This window comes from Methanolinea sp. (genome assembly GCA_030055515.1).
Lineage (GTDB): Archaea > Halobacteriota > Methanomicrobia > Methanomicrobiales > Methanospirillaceae > Methanolinea_A.
Window position 1 is genome coordinate 240739 of record JASFYI010000001.1, and the last position, 19200, is coordinate 259938.

15 protein-coding genes are annotated in these 19200 nt (G+C 63.3%); 4 read left to right on the forward strand and 11 right to left on the reverse strand.

Going from position 1 to position 19200, the window contains the following annotated elements; translation table 11 throughout:
• Positions 1-53: 53 nt before the first annotated feature.
• On the reverse strand, positions 54-980 hold the full coding sequence (locus QFX32_01305; protein ID MDI9632676.1) for a hypothetical protein: 927 nt from the start codon (positions 978-980) through the stop codon (positions 54-56).
• A 305-nt stretch (positions 981-1285) separates the two neighbouring features.
• On the opposite strand from QFX32_01305, the gene QFX32_01310 reads away from it, so the two are divergent.
• On the forward strand, positions 1286-4591 hold the full coding sequence (locus QFX32_01310; GenBank protein MDI9632677.1) for a tetratricopeptide repeat protein: 3306 nt from the start codon (positions 1286-1288) through the stop codon (positions 4589-4591).
• 153 nt (positions 4592-4744) lie between these two features.
• Here QFX32_01310 and QFX32_01315 read toward each other — a convergent pair whose 3' ends face one another.
• The 7 genes from QFX32_01315 to thpR all read right to left on the reverse strand — a co-directional run bounded on the left by QFX32_01315 (position 4745) and on the right by thpR (position 13568).
• Positions 4745-6283: a PKD domain-containing protein gene (locus tag QFX32_01315; GenBank protein MDI9632678.1), complete on the reverse strand. Its 1539-nt coding sequence runs from the start codon at positions 6281-6283 to the stop codon at positions 4745-4747.
• A 295-nt stretch (positions 6284-6578) separates the two neighbouring features.
• Entirely contained in the window at positions 6579-7799 is a 1221-nt protein-coding gene (locus QFX32_01320) for a PKD domain-containing protein (protein MDI9632679.1), read from the reverse strand.
• A 51-nt stretch (positions 7800-7850) separates the two neighbouring features.
• The gene (locus QFX32_01325; GenBank protein MDI9632680.1) at positions 7851-9419 is read right to left on the reverse strand and encodes a type IV pilin; all 1569 of its coding nucleotides are present in this window, start codon (positions 9417-9419) and stop codon (positions 7851-7853) included.
• Between the two features lie 109 nt (positions 9420-9528).
• Positions 9529-9927: a type IV pilin N-terminal domain-containing protein gene (locus QFX32_01330; GenBank protein MDI9632681.1), complete on the reverse strand. Its 399-nt coding sequence runs from the start codon at positions 9925-9927 to the stop codon at positions 9529-9531.
• Positions 9924-11369, reverse strand: a complete 1446-nt coding sequence (locus tag QFX32_01335; GenBank protein ID MDI9632682.1) for a hypothetical protein — start codon at positions 11367-11369, stop codon at positions 9924-9926. The genes QFX32_01330 and QFX32_01335 overlap by 4 nt, the downstream gene beginning before the upstream one ends.
• A 269-nt stretch (positions 11370-11638) precedes the next feature.
• On the reverse strand, positions 11639-13027 hold the full coding sequence (gene cca / locus QFX32_01340) for a CCA tRNA nucleotidyltransferase (protein ID MDI9632683.1): 1389 nt from the start codon (positions 13025-13027) through the stop codon (positions 11639-11641).
• Entirely contained in the window at positions 13008-13568 is a 561-nt protein-coding gene (thpR, locus tag QFX32_01345; GenBank protein ID MDI9632684.1) for an RNA 2',3'-cyclic phosphodiesterase, read from the reverse strand. The genes cca and thpR overlap by 20 nt, the downstream gene beginning before the upstream one ends.
• Before the next feature lie 353 nt (positions 13569-13921).
• Between thpR and QFX32_01350 the strand changes: the two genes are divergently transcribed.
• Both QFX32_01350 and nrdD read left to right on the forward strand, forming a co-directional pair.
• Positions 13922-14191 carry a glutaredoxin family protein gene (locus QFX32_01350; protein MDI9632685.1) on the forward strand — a complete coding sequence of 90 codons (270 nt, stop codon included), beginning with the start codon at positions 13922-13924 and terminating at the stop codon, positions 14189-14191.
• Positions 14191-16374, forward strand: coding sequence for an anaerobic ribonucleoside-triphosphate reductase (gene nrdD / locus QFX32_01355; GenBank protein MDI9632686.1), 2184 nt, complete (start codon positions 14191-14193; stop codon positions 16372-16374). Before QFX32_01350 ends, nrdD begins: the two co-directional genes overlap by 1 nt.
• 66 nt (positions 16375-16440) lie before the next feature.
• Here nrdD and QFX32_01360 read toward each other — a convergent pair whose 3' ends face one another.
• Positions 16441-17034 (reverse strand): isochorismatase family cysteine hydrolase, encoded by a 594-nt coding sequence (locus QFX32_01360; protein ID MDI9632687.1) that lies wholly within the window; start codon positions 17032-17034, stop codon positions 16441-16443.
• 73 nt (positions 17035-17107) lie between these two features.
• Here QFX32_01360 and QFX32_01365 point away from each other — a divergent pair, with 73 nt between their 5' ends.
• Positions 17108-17911, forward strand: coding sequence for a sulfite exporter TauE/SafE family protein (locus tag QFX32_01365; protein ID MDI9632688.1), 804 nt, complete (start codon positions 17108-17110; stop codon positions 17909-17911).
• 144 nt (positions 17912-18055) lie between these two features.
• Here the strand turns inward: QFX32_01365 and QFX32_01370 are convergent, their stop codons facing one another.
• On the reverse strand, positions 18056-18490 hold the full coding sequence (locus tag QFX32_01370) for a hypothetical protein (protein ID MDI9632689.1): 435 nt from the start codon (positions 18488-18490) through the stop codon (positions 18056-18058).
• Positions 18477-19097: an ArsR family transcriptional regulator gene (locus tag QFX32_01375; protein MDI9632690.1), complete on the reverse strand. Its 621-nt coding sequence runs from the start codon at positions 19095-19097 to the stop codon at positions 18477-18479. The genes QFX32_01370 and QFX32_01375 overlap by 14 nt, the downstream gene beginning before the upstream one ends.
• Between the last annotated feature and the right edge of the window lie 103 nt (positions 19098-19200).

Sequence of the window (19200 nt, forward strand, 5' to 3'; positions counted from 1 at the left end):
GCCCTCGCGTCCCTCTCAAGCGTCCCCGGGCGGTGCACGGGGAGTTTCCGGTCTCACGCCCTCCGCCCCGCCACCGCGCGTGCTGCGAGGCCCGCCGCGGCGAGTGCGACGAGGGGGAGCATCGCGGGGAGTGCCGTTGCCGTCGCCGTGGCGGTCGCTGTCGTGGTCGGCAGGGTCGTTGGGGGAACGGTCGTGGGGCTGGTCACCCCTGTCGTGGGGGTAGACGTCAGACTTGGCGTCGGGCTTTGCGTCGGCGTGACCGCCGCGAGGATTTCGAGCCTCACGTTGTCGATGTAGCCCTCGGTGAATGGCCCGGAGAAATAATCCCCCTTTGTCGTGATCGCGATCCTGTTCATGTAGAGGAGCTCGCGGGCGACGGGGACAAAGTAGCCGAATACCACCTCCCCCGTGTCTTTCCTGACGATCTTGATGTCCGCGTTCCGCAGGTCCCTGTTGTACCTCACGGTGACGTGGTACGTGGTGTTCTCCTTGAATTCGACCGTGTTGCACCCGGCCATGTCCCCGCAGTACGAGGCATAGTAACTGGATACCTCGCGCATCTGGTTGTTCTGGTCGATGACGCGGAGGGAAAAGAGCCTGCCGAATTTCCCGTTCTCGAATGCGGAGAGGACCGTCGTTCCACGCGTGAAGTCCATCTCCATGCTCGTGAGCCCGAAGCGGAACGCGCTGTTGGGCTGGGAGACGAGGATGACAACGTCGTAGTCGAGGGTGAACGACTGCCCGTCGTACTGGACGGGAACGTATGCATACGCGTTCGTCCCCCCCTCGGTCTTGAAGTGGTACATCCCCCGAGACCCGTCCCAGTAGTACCGCGAGGGACTGTTCGTGATCCACCCCGGATTCTCGGAGAAGTCTGTCTCGTAGATGACCACGTTCTGCAGGTCTGCCGAGGCAAAAGAGATTACCAGCACGAGGCACATCGCGGGAAAGACTACCCTTGATATCGTGGACGCGCCCATTTTTCTCGCTCCTCCCTTCCGAACGCCGGTCCGCGGTTCCCAAGACACCTCCCTTGCCGGGAAAAAGGCACCCTGCAGGTCCTCGTTCCGGGGCGGGGGAAGTGTCCTGCCGGATTTCGGTGAGATTTGTAAGCGATGGACCTTGATATTTTTTGCGAATCTCCCGGGGAGAGAACGGTATCCCACGAGGGGGTTTTTCCGCGCGGGAAGCGGGAATACCATTAATATTGTGACGGATACATCCAGTACGAGGGGTTGGCGATTCACCTACCGACGCGCGTTCTCCACCCGGGTGGTCTCTGCTGATGGACGGCGAGATATACTACAACCGTGGCATCGCGTTCCACAAGAAGGGGCTATTTGACGAGGCGATCGCAGATTACACCCGGGCCATCGAGATCAATCCGGAGGACGCCGAGGCGTACCACAACAGGGGTGTCGCAAAGGCAGGGAAACACGATTATGCGGGTGCGATCGAGGATTACACCCACGCGATCAGGCTGAACCCGAATTTCCCGGAGGCTTACTACAACCGGGGAATTGCCCACTCGCTCCAGAACAGGCCGGAGAACGCGATCGCAGACTTTTCAAGCGCGATCTCCCTCGACCCGGACTTCACCGAGGCATACTACAACAGGGGCCTCGAGTATGCCCGGCTGGGCGAGGACGACCTCGCCATCGCGGACTTCACCGAGGTGGTGTCGAGGGACCCGAAACACGCCGCGGCGTACAACAACCGGGGTGTCATCTACGCGAGGAGGGGGATGCACGAGAAGGCCATCGAGGACTACACGAGGGCATTCGAACTGGACCCGACCTTTTCCGAGGCGCTCTTCAACAGGGGCATCGAATTCTCCCGCCTCGGGCACCTCGACGATGCGATCGCGGACTACACGAGGGCTCTCGAACTCTCCCCAGACAACGCCGACATCCTCTACAATAGGGGCCTCGCGTACGGGAAGAAGGGCCAGCCCGAGGCAGCGATCGCGGATTACCTCCAGTGCCTCGAGAAGAATCCCGCCTACGCGGAGGCCCACAACAACCTCGGCGTCGAGTACAGCCGTCTGGGGCTCGTGGAGACCGCGCTCGACCACTACGCGAAGGCGATAGAGATAAACCCGTGCTTCGTCGAGGCCTACAACAACAGGGGGGTACTCTTCAACAGGCTCGGGAAGTACGACGAGGCGATCGCAGAATTTTCTAAGGCCCTCGAGGTCTTCTCCCGGATCACAACCGGCGAGGCGGCGACGGGGGAGGCGGAGGCGGCCGAGGGAGAAGTGCCCGCCCCCGCGGGGGAGACCCCTGCTCCCGGGGAGGGAGAGGCACAGGCAGTCCCGCCGGAGCCCGGGCCCGTCGAGGACCCCGTGATACGCGAGATATCGGAGGAGATCGACCGTGCGCCCGACAACCCCGAGCTCTACAACAGGAGGGGGATGGAGTACTCGCGGCTCGGCCAGCCGGAGAAGGCGATAGAGGACTTCACGCGCGCCATCGAGATCGACCCCGGCTACATCGAGGCGTACTTCAACAGGGGAAACGAGTTCGACAGGCTCGGGAGACTCGAGGACGCGATATGCGACTACACGCGCGCACTCAAGATTAACCCGAAGTTCGCGGAGGCGTGCTTTGCCCGGGGCATCGAGTACCAGAAGGCGAACCTCTCGGACAGGGCCATCTCCGAGTTCACGAAGGCGCTCGAGATCCGCCCCGCGTACCCCGAGGCACTCTACCACAGGGCATGCGAGTTCGCGCGCATCGGACTGTGCGACATGGCGATCCGGGACTTTTCGCGCGCGATAGAGATGCGCCCCCACTACGCCGAGGCGTTCGCGGCCCGTGCCGCCCAGTACTCGCGGAAGGGATTTTCCGAGCGAGCCATCGACGATCTCTCCGCGGCAATGGTACTCGATCCCAACAACGCGGTCCTCTACATCCAGAGGGGCCTCGAAGAGTCCCGCATCGGGAGGGACGAGGATGCACTCGCGGACTTCTCGAGGGCGGTCGAACTTGAACCCGCGAACCCCGACGCGCACTCCCAGAGGGCACGCGCACTCTCCAAGCTCGGACGGATCGACGAGGCGATCGCGGAAATCTCTCGGGCACTCGAGATCCGGCCCGCGGATGCCCAGGCGTATCTCCTCCGTGGCCGCCTGCACTCCGAGAGGGGAGAATCCCGGGAGGCAATAGCGGATTTCACGCGCGCCCTCGAGGTCGATCCCCGGATGTACGAGGCATACATGTGCAGGGGACAGGAGAGGAGCAAGTGCGGGGATACGGCGAAGGCAATCGAGGACTTCTCGAACGCGATCCGACTCAACTCCCGCTCCGTGGAGGCTTATTCCGCGAGGGCGAGGGAATACACCAAGGAAAGGCGCTACGAGGAGGCCATCGCGGACCTCACCCGCGCCCTCGAGAACTCCCCCACCGACGCGGACCTCCTCATCGCGCGGGGGCTCATCTTCGAGAGCCTCGGAATGGGGGAGGAGGCCATGGCCGACTACACGAAGGCGACCGAGGTCGACCCGAAGAACGCGAGGGCGTGGGTGAACCGGGGGAACGTCCACGCCTCCAAGGGGCGGTCGCGGGAGGCCATCGCGGACTTCTCGAGGGCGATCGAGCTAGACCCCGGTAACCCGGTCGCGTACTACAACCGGGGGATCGAGTACGGGGAGGCGGGGATGCTCGACGACGCGATAAGGGACTTCGGGAAGGCGGTGGCCCTCAGGCCCGACCTCGCCGAGGCATACTACAACAGGGGTGTCGCCTACCACAAGAAGGGGATGCTCGAGGAGGCGATTGCCGATTACACGCGCACGCTCGAACTCTCCCCCGACAACGAGAAGGCCTACAACAACCGCGGGAACGCCCACTCGGCGCTCGGGATGTACGACGAGGCGATCGCCGACTTCTCGCGCGCGATAGAGATCAATCCCGGGAACCCGACGGCGTACTACAACCGAGGGATAGAGTACGGGAGGAAGGGCCTGATAGAACAGGCGATGGCGGATTTCTCCCGGGCGATCGAGATGAAGCCGGACCTCGCCGAGGCATACTACAACAGGGGTGTCGCCTACCAGCGCATCGAGAAGTTCGAGGAGGCCATCGCCGATTACACGAGGGCGATCGAGCTCTCCCCGGCAAACGACAAGGCCTACAACAACCGCGGGAATGCCCGGGCCGCGCTCGGCATGTCGGGCGAGGCCCTCGCGGACTTTTCACGGGCAATCGAGCTGAATCCCGAAAACCCGACGGCATACTACAACAGGGGCATCGAGTACGGCAAGAGGGGACTCTACGAGGAGGCCATCGCCGATTTCTCGAAGGCAGTGTCACTCCGCCCGGACCTCGCAGAGGCATACTTCAACATGGGGAGCATCTACTACAACCGCAACATGTGCAGGGAGGCGATCGAGGAGTTCGACAGGGCGCTGCGGGTGAAACCGGGGTACGCCCGGGCATTCCTGAACAAGGCCCTCGCGTGCGAGAAGCTCTCCAAGACGGCAGACGCGATCGCGGCGTACGAGGGATTCCTGAAGAACGCGCGGAACGAGTCGAGGGAACTCGTCGAGTTCGTCTCGCAGAGGCTGCGCGACCTCTCCCAGCAGGTGTGAGGGAGCGTACAACGGAACCGCGGGGAGCACGCAGGTTTCACCGTTTTTCCCATCCCGTGGAAGGGCCGCCGGGAATCCAACGGCGCGGGCCTCCGATCCGTTCCCGCGGGATGGCCCGGCCAATGATTCACGCGGGGCTAAAAATTTTTCCCGTCACTTCACCGGCGTCACGCTGAACGACCTTGCCCCGCCGCGGTAGTTGAGGGACCCCCGGACGAACTCGAGGTTCATCTGCCCCGCGGAGTTCTCGCAGAGGTTCCCGATGACTATCTTCCTGTCGGGTGCCGGAATTACCTTCCCCTCGTTCACGAAGAGGACCATCGTCTGGTCATCGGGCGGGATCTCGATCGTGAACGTCGTGAAGAAGCCGGAGAAGGAGGGGACGTTGACGTCCGAGACGATTCCACTCTGGGCGTGGTTCCCGTTCACGTACAGCCTCGCGGAATCGAACTTCAGTCCCGTGAAGCCGTGGGCATTCACGTCGACGTGGCCGGAATCGGTCCTGTCCACGAATACCTGGACGAGGTCACCGGGGGAGAACGCGTGGGTGTAGCCCCCGATCTTCATCCACCCTCCATTCCCGCCGACAGAGAACTGGATGTACCCCGTCGAGAGGGATCCCTTCCTGCTCCCGCGAAGCGAGATGTCCACCTTCTTTGCGGCAGCGACCTTCACCGCGCCGCTCTGGATCCGCGTGTCGGACCCGAACTGGTTGCTCACCGTGAGGCTCACCGTGTACTCGCCCTCGCGCGTGTAGGTGTGGACCGGGTTCTTCGCACGGGATCCGGACCCGTCGCCGAAGTCCCACGAGTAATCGGTGGGCAGACCCCTCGAGAGGTCGTTGAACTGGACGGTGAGCGGGGCCTCTCCCTCGGAGGGGATGGCCGCGAACTGGGCGGTGGGAACGGTCCCCGCCTTCACGAGGTCCCTCTCGACCTTCTGGCCGGTCCCGTACGCGTTGCGGACCGTGAGAGCGACGGTGTAGACGCCGGGGCTCCTGTACTCGTGCACGGGATTCTGCTCCGTCGAGGATTCGCCGTCGCCGAAGTTCCACAGCCACGACGTGGGGATTCCGCTGCTATGGTCCGTGAACCGGACGACGAGCGGCACGCGGCCGGCGGTGGGCTCGGCGGTGAATTCAGCCCTCGGCGGCTCGGCTTGCGGGGTCCCCGTGGGGGTGAAAGTCACGACCGGGATGAGGGTCGCCGGGACAGGGGTTCCCGCGGGAGAGGGCGCGGGGGAAGCTGCGGGCGGCGTTGTCTCCACCGTCGACACGGGGACGGGGGGAGTAGGCCCGGCCGGGGCCCGGGACTCGAAGATGACTGCCTCGCCTTTCTGGCCCGAGTACACGACCTCGACGAGGTCGGGCGTGCCGGGCCCGTCGTACTGGACGCGGAGGGTCTTTCCCGGCGTCCACGGCCAGTCCTGGGAGTAGAGGAACGAGAGGGAAGAATCGGGCATCACCTGGCCGTTGACGCGGACAAGTGTCTTTCCGCGCGGGAGGGGATCGCCCCCGTCGTGGTAGATGTAGACGACATTTCCGGATCTCTCGACTGTTGCCGAGAAGCTGGGCACGACGTCGGGCTGCAACGGGAAAAAGATGAAGACCACGACGATGACGACGAAGATGATCGCGACTGCTGCGACGAGCGCGAGGAGTATGTTCTTCGATATTGCCGATTCCCTGTCCATTCTCTTCCACCCTGAAATCTCCCGCGAGACGTCTTTCTCCCGTGGATCTGACGCGGCGCGGGATTTTTCTCCCGGTATTTAAATGTAGTCTTTCCTGACCCTATATCAATCTATCCATGAAAAGGGCACGATCCCCACTTCCCGCGGACTGCTCCGGGAAGGGCAGGGCGGGAGGGGACTTGCGAACCGATTGCACAGGGCCGCGCCCCTCTACCGGGGTACTTGCACCCGGCGCGGTGCGGGGATATGGAGGGGAGAATGCGCGTTCACGTCCTCCCGCGGTGCACCTCCCCTTTCAGGCCTCCCCGAGGGTGTAGCCGGAGACCGCTCCCCAAAAGAGGATCTTTCCGGGGCGGGAACAGTCGAGCGCGAGGTTGCCACGGGAGTCGGGCCGTACGGAGGCGAGTGTGACCGGCGATCCACCAACGCCCTTTGCCTCTCCCGAGACGATGAACCGGGGCTCGTCCTCGCCGCCGTCCACGGAGAGGACGATGCCCGAGAGCAGGTCGCCGTAGCCCTGCACGGATATATCCGTGATCTCACCCTGCCCTCGCCGTTCCCCGTCGATGGAGAGGACCGTATCCCCGAACGAGAACGCGGTTATCTTCCCGCCACTCGCCGACACCTTCCCCTTCCCGCCGGACGGGAGGGCGAGGCGGACCCGCGAACCGGCGGGGAGTGCGACGGTGGATCCCCCTATCTTCACCCTCGATCCCGCTTCCGTGACGACGAACTCCACGAATCCCCCATGGACGACGTGCCCGTCCCGCGCCGCCTCGAGGTACACGTCCCGGTACTCCGCGGGTGTCACCGTGATGAATCCCTGGCTGATCCTCGTGTGCCCCCCGAAGGAATTCCTGACGGTGAGCCCCACCTGGTACGTCCCCACCCGCGTGTAGGTGTGCACGGGGTTCTGCTCCGTCGAGGTCTCCCCGTCGCCGAACGTCCACAGCCACTCGTCGGGCAACCCCCGGGAGAGGTCGATGAACCTGACGGTCAGGGGAACCGGGCCGGAACGGGGCACCGCGTCGAACGATGCCACGGGGGGCCCGAGCGTGTCGACGGGGATGAAGGTCGGGGGCGTGCGCGGGACCGTCGTCCGGACGGGGGGTGATTCGGGCGTTGCGGGCGCGGGTGTGGGGGTAACGGGCACCTCTTCTGCCGCGGTCACCGCGGGGCGGATCTCGGCGGAGAAGAGTTCGCGCGTCCCCCCTGCCGAGCGGTAGCCTATCGCGAGGGATAGGGGAGATCCCGTCCGGGGCAGGACGAGGGAGATCGTCTCGCCTATCGACCACGGGCAGGCGATCCCGCCGGGGAACGGAACCTCGCTCCCGCCGACCGAGAGGACAATGCCGTCGCACGGGAGGGCGTCGCCGCCCTCGTGCGTGATGGAGGCGACGTTTCCCGTTACCGTGAGGTTGAACTGGGCCGACACCGCGGGGCGGGGGGCAAGGAACGTCGTGTAAACGACGGTCCCGATGATGAGGATCCAGAGCGCGACGATGGCGTAGATCATCAGTCTCGTTTTTCTCTGGATCCTTTCCATCGGTCCGCTCCAGGTACCCGGTCAGGTGAGCCGGTAGAATACGGCTGCACCGTCGTAGTAGACTTTGCCCTTCTCCGCGTCGAGGCGCATGAACCCGTCACTGGCCCGCGGGTAGAGCTCGTACAGTTCTATCTGCCTGCCGTCATTTCCGTCGATGATTGTAGTCCCGCCGAACACGAAGCGGGTCCAGACTGCCTTGGAAGACGCGGGGACGGTGAGGGCAAGCGAGGATTTCATTTCGGTATATCCGCTTATCCAGATATCGGTTATCGCCCCGCGGCCGAGCAGGTTGCCATTCCTGTAGACCAACACGTCGGGGAAAGCGAATCTGGAGATCCTGTTTCCGTTCATGTCGATCTCGACATCGGTACTGTCCTCATGGACTGTGAGGGAGACGACATCCTTCTCCTTGAGTTCGTGTTTTGTTGTTCCGATCTTGATATAGGAGTACTGACCGGTCACGGTGAACTGCAGCTTGCCGCCGTTCGTCACGTATCCGCCTCTCTTCGTGTTGAGCAGCGCGTCAACTACACTTCCATCCATCTTCCAGTTCCCGAAGTCAACGCCTTTCTCATAGCAATGTGGCGGTTCCAGATGGATATCGTCGTAGTAGATGCTCCGGGGTTCTGTCTGGTGCCAGCCGGCCTTGGAAACCTCCTTCACGGCGTACTGCTGTGCCGGGTCGTACTGGAGTCCTGACGCGGTGTATTCCCCTCCGGGCCCCGTGACGGCGGTCGCCACCCGTACCAAGTCGTTCCCATCCTTCCTGTAAACCTCGATCGTCCACCCTTCCAGGCCGGGCTCCCCCGCGTCCCGCTTCCCGTTCCCGTTGAGGTCGTTATACTTTGTCCCGGAGATGGTCCCGCACGAGGGTGTGGGGGTGGGAGTGGGAGAAGTAGTCGGGACAGTTGTTGGTATTGTAGTCGTTGGCGGAGTCGTCAGCGTGGTTGTGGGCGTTGGGGATGCGGTTGGTGGTGTGGTCACCGTGGGAGTCGGTGTCGTGGTGGGAATCGTCGTCTGCGTAGTCGTTGGCAGAGTCGTCAGCGTGGTTGTGGGCGTTGGGGATGTGGTTGGCGATGTGGTCACCGTGGGAGTCGGTGTCGTGGTGGGAATCGTCGTCTGCGTAGTCGTTAAAGAGGGGAGTATGGCCGGTGTCGTCCCGGGGACAAAGGATGCCTGCAGGACGATGGACTGCACCGACGGCCCCCGGTAAATCACCGTGACGCTCTCGGGTACCGCCGGGGAATCGATGACGAGGGTCCTGCCGACGGACCACGGTGTCCTCGTCTCCGACCAGGGGTGCTCCTCGAGCGTGCCGTCTTCCCGCCGCAGGAAGATAGTCCCGTGGTCCACGGGGTTGCCGTTGAGGAGGACAGTCGTCATCTCCTCCCTGAGCTCGTCTCCCCCGTTGTGGGAGACCATGACCCTGTCCGTGGTATTCATCGCGAGGGCACTCACGTGGGGTCTTTCCACGGGCGGGGGACCCGAGAGGACGAGGACCGCGACGATGGCCATCGCGGTGATGACGAGGGCGACGAGGAGGATAGCCCCGACCAGCTCCGAGACACCTGAACCGGAATTGTCACCCATTGAAACTGCACACCCCGGCGTTTTCATTTTCTTGTTACTCTGCAATCTCCATCATATAAATAAATCACGAGTGCCACCTCTCCCTTGGACGGGAGGATGCGCGGGACCATCAGGGGAAGTATCTCTGGACGAGGACCGTCTCCCTCCCGTCGGAACCCCGGGCGACTACGCTGACTACCCGCGGGGGTGAGTCTCCCGTGTACTCGAGGGTCGTCCCTGCCCTGAAAGGTGTCGTCGCCGGCGGCGGGGAGAACCCTTCTGTCCTGTCGACTCCGTCGACAAGGATCCTGTAGGATCCTGCGGGCAGGGAATCGCCGCCGGCATGGATTATGGTAACATTAGTACTGCGGTTCTCGACCGAGAAGGAGACGGCAGGGACCTGCGAGACCTGCATGCCCGAGAGGATCGTGACCCCCACGGTCGCGATCGCGAGGCTCACGATGGCGACGAGGACCAGTGCGCCGACCAGTTCCGAGACAGCAGGGTCGCGTGACGGCAGGGTCCTCATACCGGGACCGCCTGGAGGCTGACGGTCATGTTCACGCGGGTGTAGTCGAAGAATACCGAGTAATCGGGGGCGGAGACCGTGAACTGGACGGTGTTCCCGGACTGGACGGGCGCGGGAAGCCACGCGGCGGGGAATCCCTCCCCGAGAGCCGCGCTCCTGACCCGGGCGAAGGTCTGGTTCCACATCTGGGCCGTGGACTGGTCCTGTGCTTCGACGACGAGCGTCACGCTCCTCGCGTTGGGGATACCCTTGGCGAGTCTCTGGCCGCCAATCACGTTGTCTTCTATCGACTGCACAGTGGTGATGACCTGCACGGGGGAGGTACCTCCCACGGAGGCAGAGCCGTCGATAGTTACGTCCACCACCCGGACGGAGGGAATACCTGTTTTATTCGTAACACTGACGAGGGGGATGACTTTTGCGACCTTTCCGTCCGGCTGCTCGAGGAAGATGCCGCCCTGCTGGAAATAGTAATTCTGCTGGATCCAATAGTTATTCCCGGACCGGAATTCGAGGGATCCCATCGGGTGGTTCTCACTTACTGTTGAAGAGATGTAACCAAACTGAACAGGATAAAAAACCTCGATATTCGGTGTGGTAGGTATTGGTGTTGAAATGCTGAATGGATAGTCGAGGGCCGATGCGAGCCCGTATGCATCGTCGAGCAAATCGATGGTGTAGAGTTTATTGTCTATTATTTCGGGAACGATGGTCAAATTCGAAAATGTCGCATTGTCATTTTTGAGGAGTGTCATTGTCAAAGCCGGTCTTGAGGTTCCAGAACCCTGGACGAGGCGAGTCCAATTAGGTCTTAAAATATTATTTATCCAGTCTTGAATTGCATTAGCACCCTGATCGCAAAAAGGTAATGTTTCGGGGGCTTGGGAGCTTGTCCCTGTGGAGACCACGATAGGTGTTATGTTGAGATAAATAGTCCAATTGTCGCTGGGATCGGCTGGAGAGATTTTAATTCCACCCCCTTGGTTTCTATCGGTTGTTTTCAGTTGAATATAGAGATGATCTGGCTTTTGATATAGCGGGTTTACATTGGGTAAACTATTCCCCGGAAATCCCAGTGCGAGAATCTGTGCGTTAATCGTAATGTATTCCCCCCTCCCATTCACGACGACCGTCCCGCTCGAGGGGTAGGGCTGGAAGACGGGGATGACGAACCCACCCTGCGTGAGCCCGGTCACCGTCCCGAGGGTGAAGGTGCTCGATACCGGCACGTTCCTCTGGTCGTTCAGCCAGAGCGAGTCGACCGTTGCCTTGTACTGGAGGAACTGGTCGTACACCTTCTCCATGTGCTTTATCTCGAGTTCCCTCCCCTGCGCGGGGACGACGTAGGTGACGTAGAGGGATGCGAGGGCCGCGATGAGGGCGAGGATCAGGATGAACCCGATGACCTCGGAGAGTGCCTCATCGGAGCGTCGGGGCGGCATGGGACCATTGGAGTATGTGCACCGGTTATTTATTAAATATATCAAACGGTCATCCTCCGGTTTCCACGTGGTTATCCGGTTTTTCTCTCGAGGATAGGCCGCGGGAGCCCCGCCGCGAGGCAGCTTGCGGGGTTCGCGGGGAGCAAGCGTTCCGCGCGATACCGTGCACGAGGGCATCCCGGGGAAAAGGGGATCCCCGCGTGTTCGTACGGTACCTGCCCGTCCCGGCGGGGAGTTGGGGCGGGTCAGGGAGCGTGGGGACCCCGTCGTCAGGCACCTTCCCGCCCGTGCCTCGCGATCCACGCCATCGGGGAGTACTTCAGGAGGAAACCGGATATGAACGGCGCGAACTCGTCGCGGTAGCACTCGATCCCCCTGTGCACGGTGTAGGACCTCTCCATCGCCAGTTTCACGTGCTTCCCGAGCGCGACCTTGAGAACCTCGGGGGACCGCAGGAGGTCCCCGGCCCGCGTGTAGGCGCGCCTCTTCTCGACGATGGAGATCCCGTCCTCGATGAACGGCCCGGAGAAGAGATCGTCTGGACCGCAGGCGAGGTACTTCGCGGAGAACCTCGTCGCGTTGACGTAATTCCAGACGGGGGGGCCCGCGTGCCGGACGACGGCGGGGAGCTCGTCGACGAGCAGCTCAAAGAGGATCATCGAGACCTCCTCGTGCATCTCGCAGTCCGCGCGGTTCACGGAAAAGCCGTGGCGCTCGAGGAGGTTCCTTATCGCGTCCATGCTCTTCCGCAGCTGGGGCACGACGATGTCCTCTATGTAGGGCGGGGTGGGGAGCACGATCGCGTACAGCGACGTGCCGCGCCGCGACAGGATGGAGGCGGCCTCCTCGACCGAGAGGACGGGCCGCGGGGGAGGGAAGAAGAACGCCCGACTGGGTTTCCGGAGGTACCCCCGCGCGAGTTCGATGAACTCGCACATCTTTCCGAGGGAGACGGATGCCGAGACGTTCCGGTTCGGGTCGACCGGGTCGACCACGACGAGCGGCTCGGGAAACTCGCGGGCCGCGTGCCCCTCGGGGTCGATGACCGTCCCGGGCCTCCACCGTGACGCGGCCTCGAGGAGCGCGCGGAACCCGCCGTGCGAGAGGACGAGGAGCTCGCAGAGGTACCCCGCGAACCCTTCCGTCATCTGGTCCGAGCCGTATATCCCCCCCGCCTTCGCGAACTGCTTGAGGAGGAGGACGTCGTCGATGTACGGCTGGATCCTCTCCCTGATGTACCGTGTGTGGAACGGCGTGCGGTCGACCGCGCTCTTGATCGCGCAGGCCGAATCGACGCGGTAGCAGGGGACGAGGTCGACGTCGAGGCCGTCGATGTGCGCGTTGATATAGGGGTGCTCGGCGTACTTCTCGCGGAAACTCTCCGCCTCGGCCGCGGCGATCTCCCGGGCGAGCGCAAGGCCCCTCTCCTCGAGTTCCTCGCGCGGGAGGGAGGGGTCGAAGAGGAGGAAGACGTCGAGGTCCCTGTCGCCGTGGATCCACGTCCCCCGCGCGACGGACCCGACGACCATCCCCTCCGCGCGGCCGTCCGCCCTGACCCGCGCGAGGATCCTCTCCGCGACCTCCCAGACGTGCCGGACTTCCTCGGGCCTTGGCCTGATGAGGGAGAGGACTTCCTCCTCAAGGGGCGTTCTCTTCAAGCAGGACCTCCGCGATGTCCCGGTAGATCGGCCCCCTCGGCGTGAGGGTGCTCTTCTTGAGGGCGACCCTGTCGATCCTCCCCTCGCCGAAGTCGCGGTCGGAGAGCGGCCGCAGGATCCTCGGGAGGTCGGGGTGGAATTCCCGCACGCGCGCGAGGGTGGCGTGGGGGACGAACGGGCGGTCGTCCCGGGGGATACCGAGGGGGGCGAGGAGATCCTCGATCGCGGCGTGGAGGAGCCCGCAGTTCCCGCCGTCCTCGACGCGGGCCCATATCACCCTCGGCCGCCTCGGGTCGTTCCCCGCCACCCCGCGGACCCTCACGGTGAAAGGCGCCGCCCTGAGATCCTTCAGGACACCCGCGATCGCCGCGGTCTTCTCCGGCGGGGTGTCGCCGATGAACTTGAGCGTCACGTGGAGGATGCCGGGATCGACGTGGGTGAGCCTCGCGCTGCTCCCCTTCAGGATCGCCTGTACTGACCCGAGCGATTCCCTGATCCCCGGCGGGAGATCCACCGCGATGAAGAGACGGTCCATGTCCATCCTTAACCTCTGGTTTTTCCCCTTGGCACGGCGGCGGGGATCCACTGCGGGAGCCCCGGGTGAACCCCTCGCCTCCGAAAATCCGCGTTCTTCCCTGAATTCCTCTCCGATTATTTGAAAGGGGAGACGCAAATACCTTTTTGTCCCCGCGGAATACCCCGATTTCCGGGGATGCGGGCTCGCGGCGGGGGATAGATTGGCGGCGCAGACCCTGCTCCGGGGGGGGAAAAGATGTTGTTTTTATCCCACCGTGACCCATTAGTTCTTCAAATTGTCAAATCATAATTTTAATAACGGAAAATCCCGATCAGGAGAGACAAGAAACCAAGGTCAAGGAAAGAGGGGGGAGATTCATGGCCATTTCTCACGATATCACCGTCTATTCACTCGAAACGTGCCCTAATTGCGAGATACTGAAGGATTTTTTGAAGGAGAGGGGGCTCTCCTACAGCGAGCAGGACCTCTCGACGGCAGAGGCACTCGCAGAACTCCGCGTCAACGGCATCTTCGTCCGCGAGGCGCCCGTCCTGCGCCGGGGTGATCGGTTCCTCACCTCCGGCGAGATGTTCTCGCCCGCCGGCCTGCGGAAAGACATCGTGCTCGCATTCCTCGAGGGTTCCTGATGGCGAGGCGCGAGACGAGGCAGGCGACCCTCGACGGCATCTTCGTCCCCCCGATGCCGCCCGTACGGACGTCGGACGGGCACATCCTCGAGTGGGACCGCCAGCGGATCGTCCGGCAGATCGTCGAGGAGACGAAGCTCGTCACCAAGTTCTACGGATACGAGAGCGCGAGCGAAGAGCTCGCGTCAGAGGTCGCGAGGCTCGTCGAGGAGAGGATACGGGCCCTGAAACTCCGCGCACTGAGCGGGCCCCTCATCAGGGAGATCGTCAACATCACCCTGCTCGAGAAGGGGATGGTCCAGTACCGGAACGTCTGCACGCGCGTCGGGACGCCGGTGTACGACGCGCACCTGATCGACGTCGGTCGTGGATTCGAGGCAAAGGACAACGCGAACCTCCAGGAGAACGCCGAGACCTCCCACAAGAAGAAGGCAGACAAGATCAGCAAGGAACAGTACCTCCTCCAGCTCCCGCCCCACCTCGCGGACCACCACCTCTCGGGCGACATCCACATCCACGACCTCGAGTACTTCGGGACGAGGCCGTTCTGCCAGGACTGGGACCTCCGCTACTTCTTCTACTACGGCCTGATGCCCGACGGGAACGGGACGAAGGCATCGGTCGCCGGTCCCGCGAAGAGGGCCGAGGTCGCCGTCCTCCACGCCGTGAAGGCCCTCGGGAGTGCCCAGACGAACTTCGCGGGAGGGCAGGGATACTACAACTTCCTCACTTTCCTCGCGCCGTACTTCGAGGGGATGGACTACGGGCAGATCAAGCAGCTCATGCAGATGTTCGTGTACGAGATGACCCAGATGATGGTCGCGAGGGGTGGCCAGCTCGTCTTCTCCTCCGTCCAGCTCAGCCCGGGCGTGCCCACGCTCTGGAAGGACAAGCCGTGCGTGTACCGCGGGATGGTCTGGGACGGGACGCGCGGGCCCCGCCGCACCTACGGGGAATTCGAGAGGGAGGTCCGCCTCCTCTTCAAGGCCCTCATGGAGGTGATGCTCGAGGGCGACGCGTGGGGAAAACCATTCTCCTTCCCGAAGCCCGAGATCAGCATCGAGCCTGACTTCATGGTGGAGGACGAGGCGTTCAACGAGGCGCACCCGGACCTCCCGACGTACCGCGACCTCTACCTCCTCTCGTTCGAGCTCGCGTCCAAGTTCGGCACCCCCTACTACGACAACCAGATCCCCCTCTACAGGGGGGCGGGGAAGGGGATCTCGTGCTACCAGTGCTGCGCCTACCAGTTCTCGGCGGTCGCGGACAAGGACAGCGAATTCGAGGACAAGCTCTACTTCCGGGACGGGAAGCACTTCTCGATGGGCTCGTGGCAGGTCGTCTCCCTCAACTGTCCCCGGGCGGCGTACCGGGCAGGGGGCGACAACGAGAGGCTTTTTGCAGAGCTCCGTGCCCTGATGGACACCTGCGTGGAGGTCTTCAAGATAAAGCGACGCTGGCTCGAGACGATACGCGCCCAGGGCAGGATGCCGTTCGCGATGCAGCGTCCCCGGGACCCGGTCACCGGCGAGCGGGGGGCCGTCGCGGTCGACCTCGACAACCTCGTCTACACGATTGGGGTCGTCGGCGTGAACGAGATGGTCCAGCACCACACCGGTGCCCAGATGCACGAGTCGCGCGAGGCGTTCTCCCTCGCGGTCCTCGCGATGACGAAGATGGAACTCTACGCAAAGGAGCTCTCCGAGCGGCACGGGATGACGATCGCGCTCGCGCGCACACCCGCGGAGACGACGGGCCAGAGGTTCGCGGTGGCCGACCTCCTCAACCCCGAGTTCAGGGAACACGCAAAGCGGGTCATCAAGGGGAACCTTGAAAAGGCGCTGTCGGAGCTCGGGAAGACGAGGGACCTCCCCATCTACTACACGAACGGGACGCACGTCGCACCGAACGCGCCGATCTCGCTCGCCGAGAGGATCGCGATAGAGCACGTCTTCTTCCCCATCGTCGACGGGGGGAACATCTTCCACATATGGCTCGGGGAATCGCGCCCTGACCCGCGGGGGCTCATGGAGATGGCCTTCAATCTCTGCAGGACGACGCAGATCGGGTACTTCGCGTTCACCCGCGACCTCACGGTCTCCCTCCACCAGTTCAAGGAGTACCGCGGGGAGAAGGAAAGGGTTCAAGGCTGGGTCCCCGCGGGGTCACGCATCAGCGCGTGAGGACACGCGCGGGGGAACGGGGATTGAGTTCCCGCACCCGCGGTGCTTCCCCCCCCCGGTGCTGTCTTACCCGCGGCCGCCGCGGGGGACGAGCGCGTCGAGGATCCTGCCGACATCCGCTGCCGAAACGATCCTCGTCCCGATCCCCTCCATGTCCCTCACGTTATACCTGTGGATCTCCTCTGTCTGGGCAGCCACGGCGTCGTCGACGAGGTACACCTCGTAGTTGTACGCTGCCGCGTCAAAGACGGTCGTCCTCACGCAGTTTGGCGTCTGTATCCCGGTGACGAAGATACAGGTGACCCCGAGCGACCGGAGGAGGAGGTCGAGGTCTGTCCCGAGGAATGCACTCATCCTCGTCTTCTCGATGGTGTATTCGCCGGGCGCGGGCTGTAGCTCGTCGATGACGGCGGCACCCCACGAGCCCCTGACCGCGAACGGGTGCTTGGAGAAGAGTTCACGCCTGAAGATCTCGACGTCCGAGCCATCGCCCCTGTGCACCCGCAGGACGTGGATGACCGGGAATTGCCTCTCCCTGAAGGCACCGAGTACCTCACGCACTCGGGGGACGATAGCTTGCGCGCCCGCGATGCGGAGCGGCGACCCCTCCCGCACGAAGTCGTTCTGCATGTCTATCACGAGGAGCGCGGGGAGAACCATGGATCTCACGTACCTGTGATATACCCCGCCGGTGAAAATAATGTGAGCTCATGGACCGCGCGGGGGACCCGGGATGGAGCCTGCCGTAGAACTGGCGATCCTCGCACTGACCGGTCTCTTCGCGGGGCTCTGCTCCGGCCTCCTCGGTGTGGGTGGGGGGTTCCTCATGACCCCCGTCCTCTACTGGCTCTTTTCCGCCGGCGGGACAGGAGAGACACTCGCGACCCGCGTCGCGTTCGGGACCTCCCTTGCGGTGATGGTCCCCACGATGGTGAGCGGGACTCTTGGCCACCACGGGAAGGGCGCGGTCGACTGGGGTGCCGCGGTCCCCCTCGCTGCCGGCGCGGTCCTTGGGGGCCTTGCGGGTGGGACCCTCGCTGCGCACCTGCCGGGCAGCATCCTGCGCGGGATCTTCGGGATCCTCGTCATCGCGATGGCGGTCAGGATGGCGTGGCACGGGGGAGGGGAAACGCGCCAGGCGCGCGCGGGCTCGGGGGTGACGTACGCCGTTGTGGGCGTGTGCATCGGGACCGTGTCGGGCCTCGCGGGGATAGGGGGCGGGGTCCTCCTCGTCCCCGTCCTCGTCACCGCCTTTGGGTTCCCGATTCACGTCGCGGTCGGGACTTCGTCCGCCTGCCTCGTCTTCTCGTCCTCCGCGGCGGTGATAGCATACATCTTCCACGGGCTCGGCGTGCAGGGCCTGCCCGCGGGGTCTCTTGGGTACGTCTACCTCCCCGCGTGGGCGGTGCTCGCCGCGGTGACGGTCCCGCTCTCGCGGCTCGGCGTCCGCGTCGCGCACGCGTGCCGCCCCGGCCTTCTCCGGGGAATCTTTGCAATCGTGTTGGTCGCGATCGGCCTGTCGATGCTGTGCAGCTGACTTCCCACTGCGATTCCCGCGGCTCCGGGCGTTGGAAGAGCAAAAATGCATGGTGCGCGGACCCGGCCCGGCCGGCTCCCTCTAACGGGAACATGCTCGAGCAAAAAAAGAAGGTGCGTGGTATCCTTTGAGGATTTCCCGGTCCTAGCTTGCGCCCGGCGCCGCGCTCTTCCTCGGCGCTTTCTTCTTCAGGATGACGTCGAGGACACCGTGCCGTACCTGGTAGAAGCTGTGGACGACGTCGATGCTGCACGGGAGGGGGACGTGGATGCGCCTCTCGTTCACGACGATGTGGAGGGAATCGGTCGATATGTCTGCGTACGGGGCGGTGTGGAGCGTGGGGGGGAGCCTCGCGGTGACGAAGAGGACATCGGGGGAATCGATGACCTCGATCGGGACGTGGGAATCTTCCACCGTGATCTTTGGATTCTTCGCGAAGAACGGCGTCCCCCCGTGCGTGATGATGGTGCAGCCTATGATGCGGGCATTCTCCTCCTGGGGGAGGTTGTGGAGGAGGTCCTCGACCATCTTCGCGATCTTCTTGATCATCTCGTCGTACGGATTCTCAGTACTGGGCATTGGAACCACACAGGCGGTACGTCTCTCCGGCCTGCTCGATGATATGTTTCCCCTTCAGTATCTCAAGGTTATCGGACACGGCATCGGGCGGGGCGTCCGTGAGGTCAGAGAGCTCCTCGCGGGAGAGGTCGCAGTGGGCGAGGCTTATGAGGATGTCTGTCTGGAGGTCGTTCCCGAGCGTTGCCTTGCCGAGGAGGCTGATCTCCCTGATCTGCCTGTCGATGTCTTCCTCGAGGTTCTTTAGGTTTTCCACGAGCTCCTCGCGCGTCTCGATCATCTTGCGCAGCTGCAGGAGGGCCGACCGGAGTTTCTGGAACTCGTCCTTCGCGGTGACCGGCGCGTGGTCACGCTTGAGGAGGCGGATCATCACGTCGATGTCGTTTGCGAGGTAGTAGTACTTCCGCCGCCTCTCGTCCATCCGGAAGGAGAGTATCTCCTCCCTCTCCATTATCTGGAGGTGCTCGATGACCGCTTTCGGCGAGAGCATCAACCTGTCGGAAATCTCCGTCACAAAACAGGGTTTCTGCCTCAGGAGATCGATGATCCGCCTCCGGTTCCGGTTTCCAAGGATGTCGAGGAGCCTTGCGACCTCTACCCGGTCGAGCATTATTAACTTTATGTTAGTCATCCCTATATTTAAATTATCCCCACGCGGCGGCGACCATCGGCCATTCGGGAAGCCCGTGGAATAGCGGGAGGAAGGGAGGAAA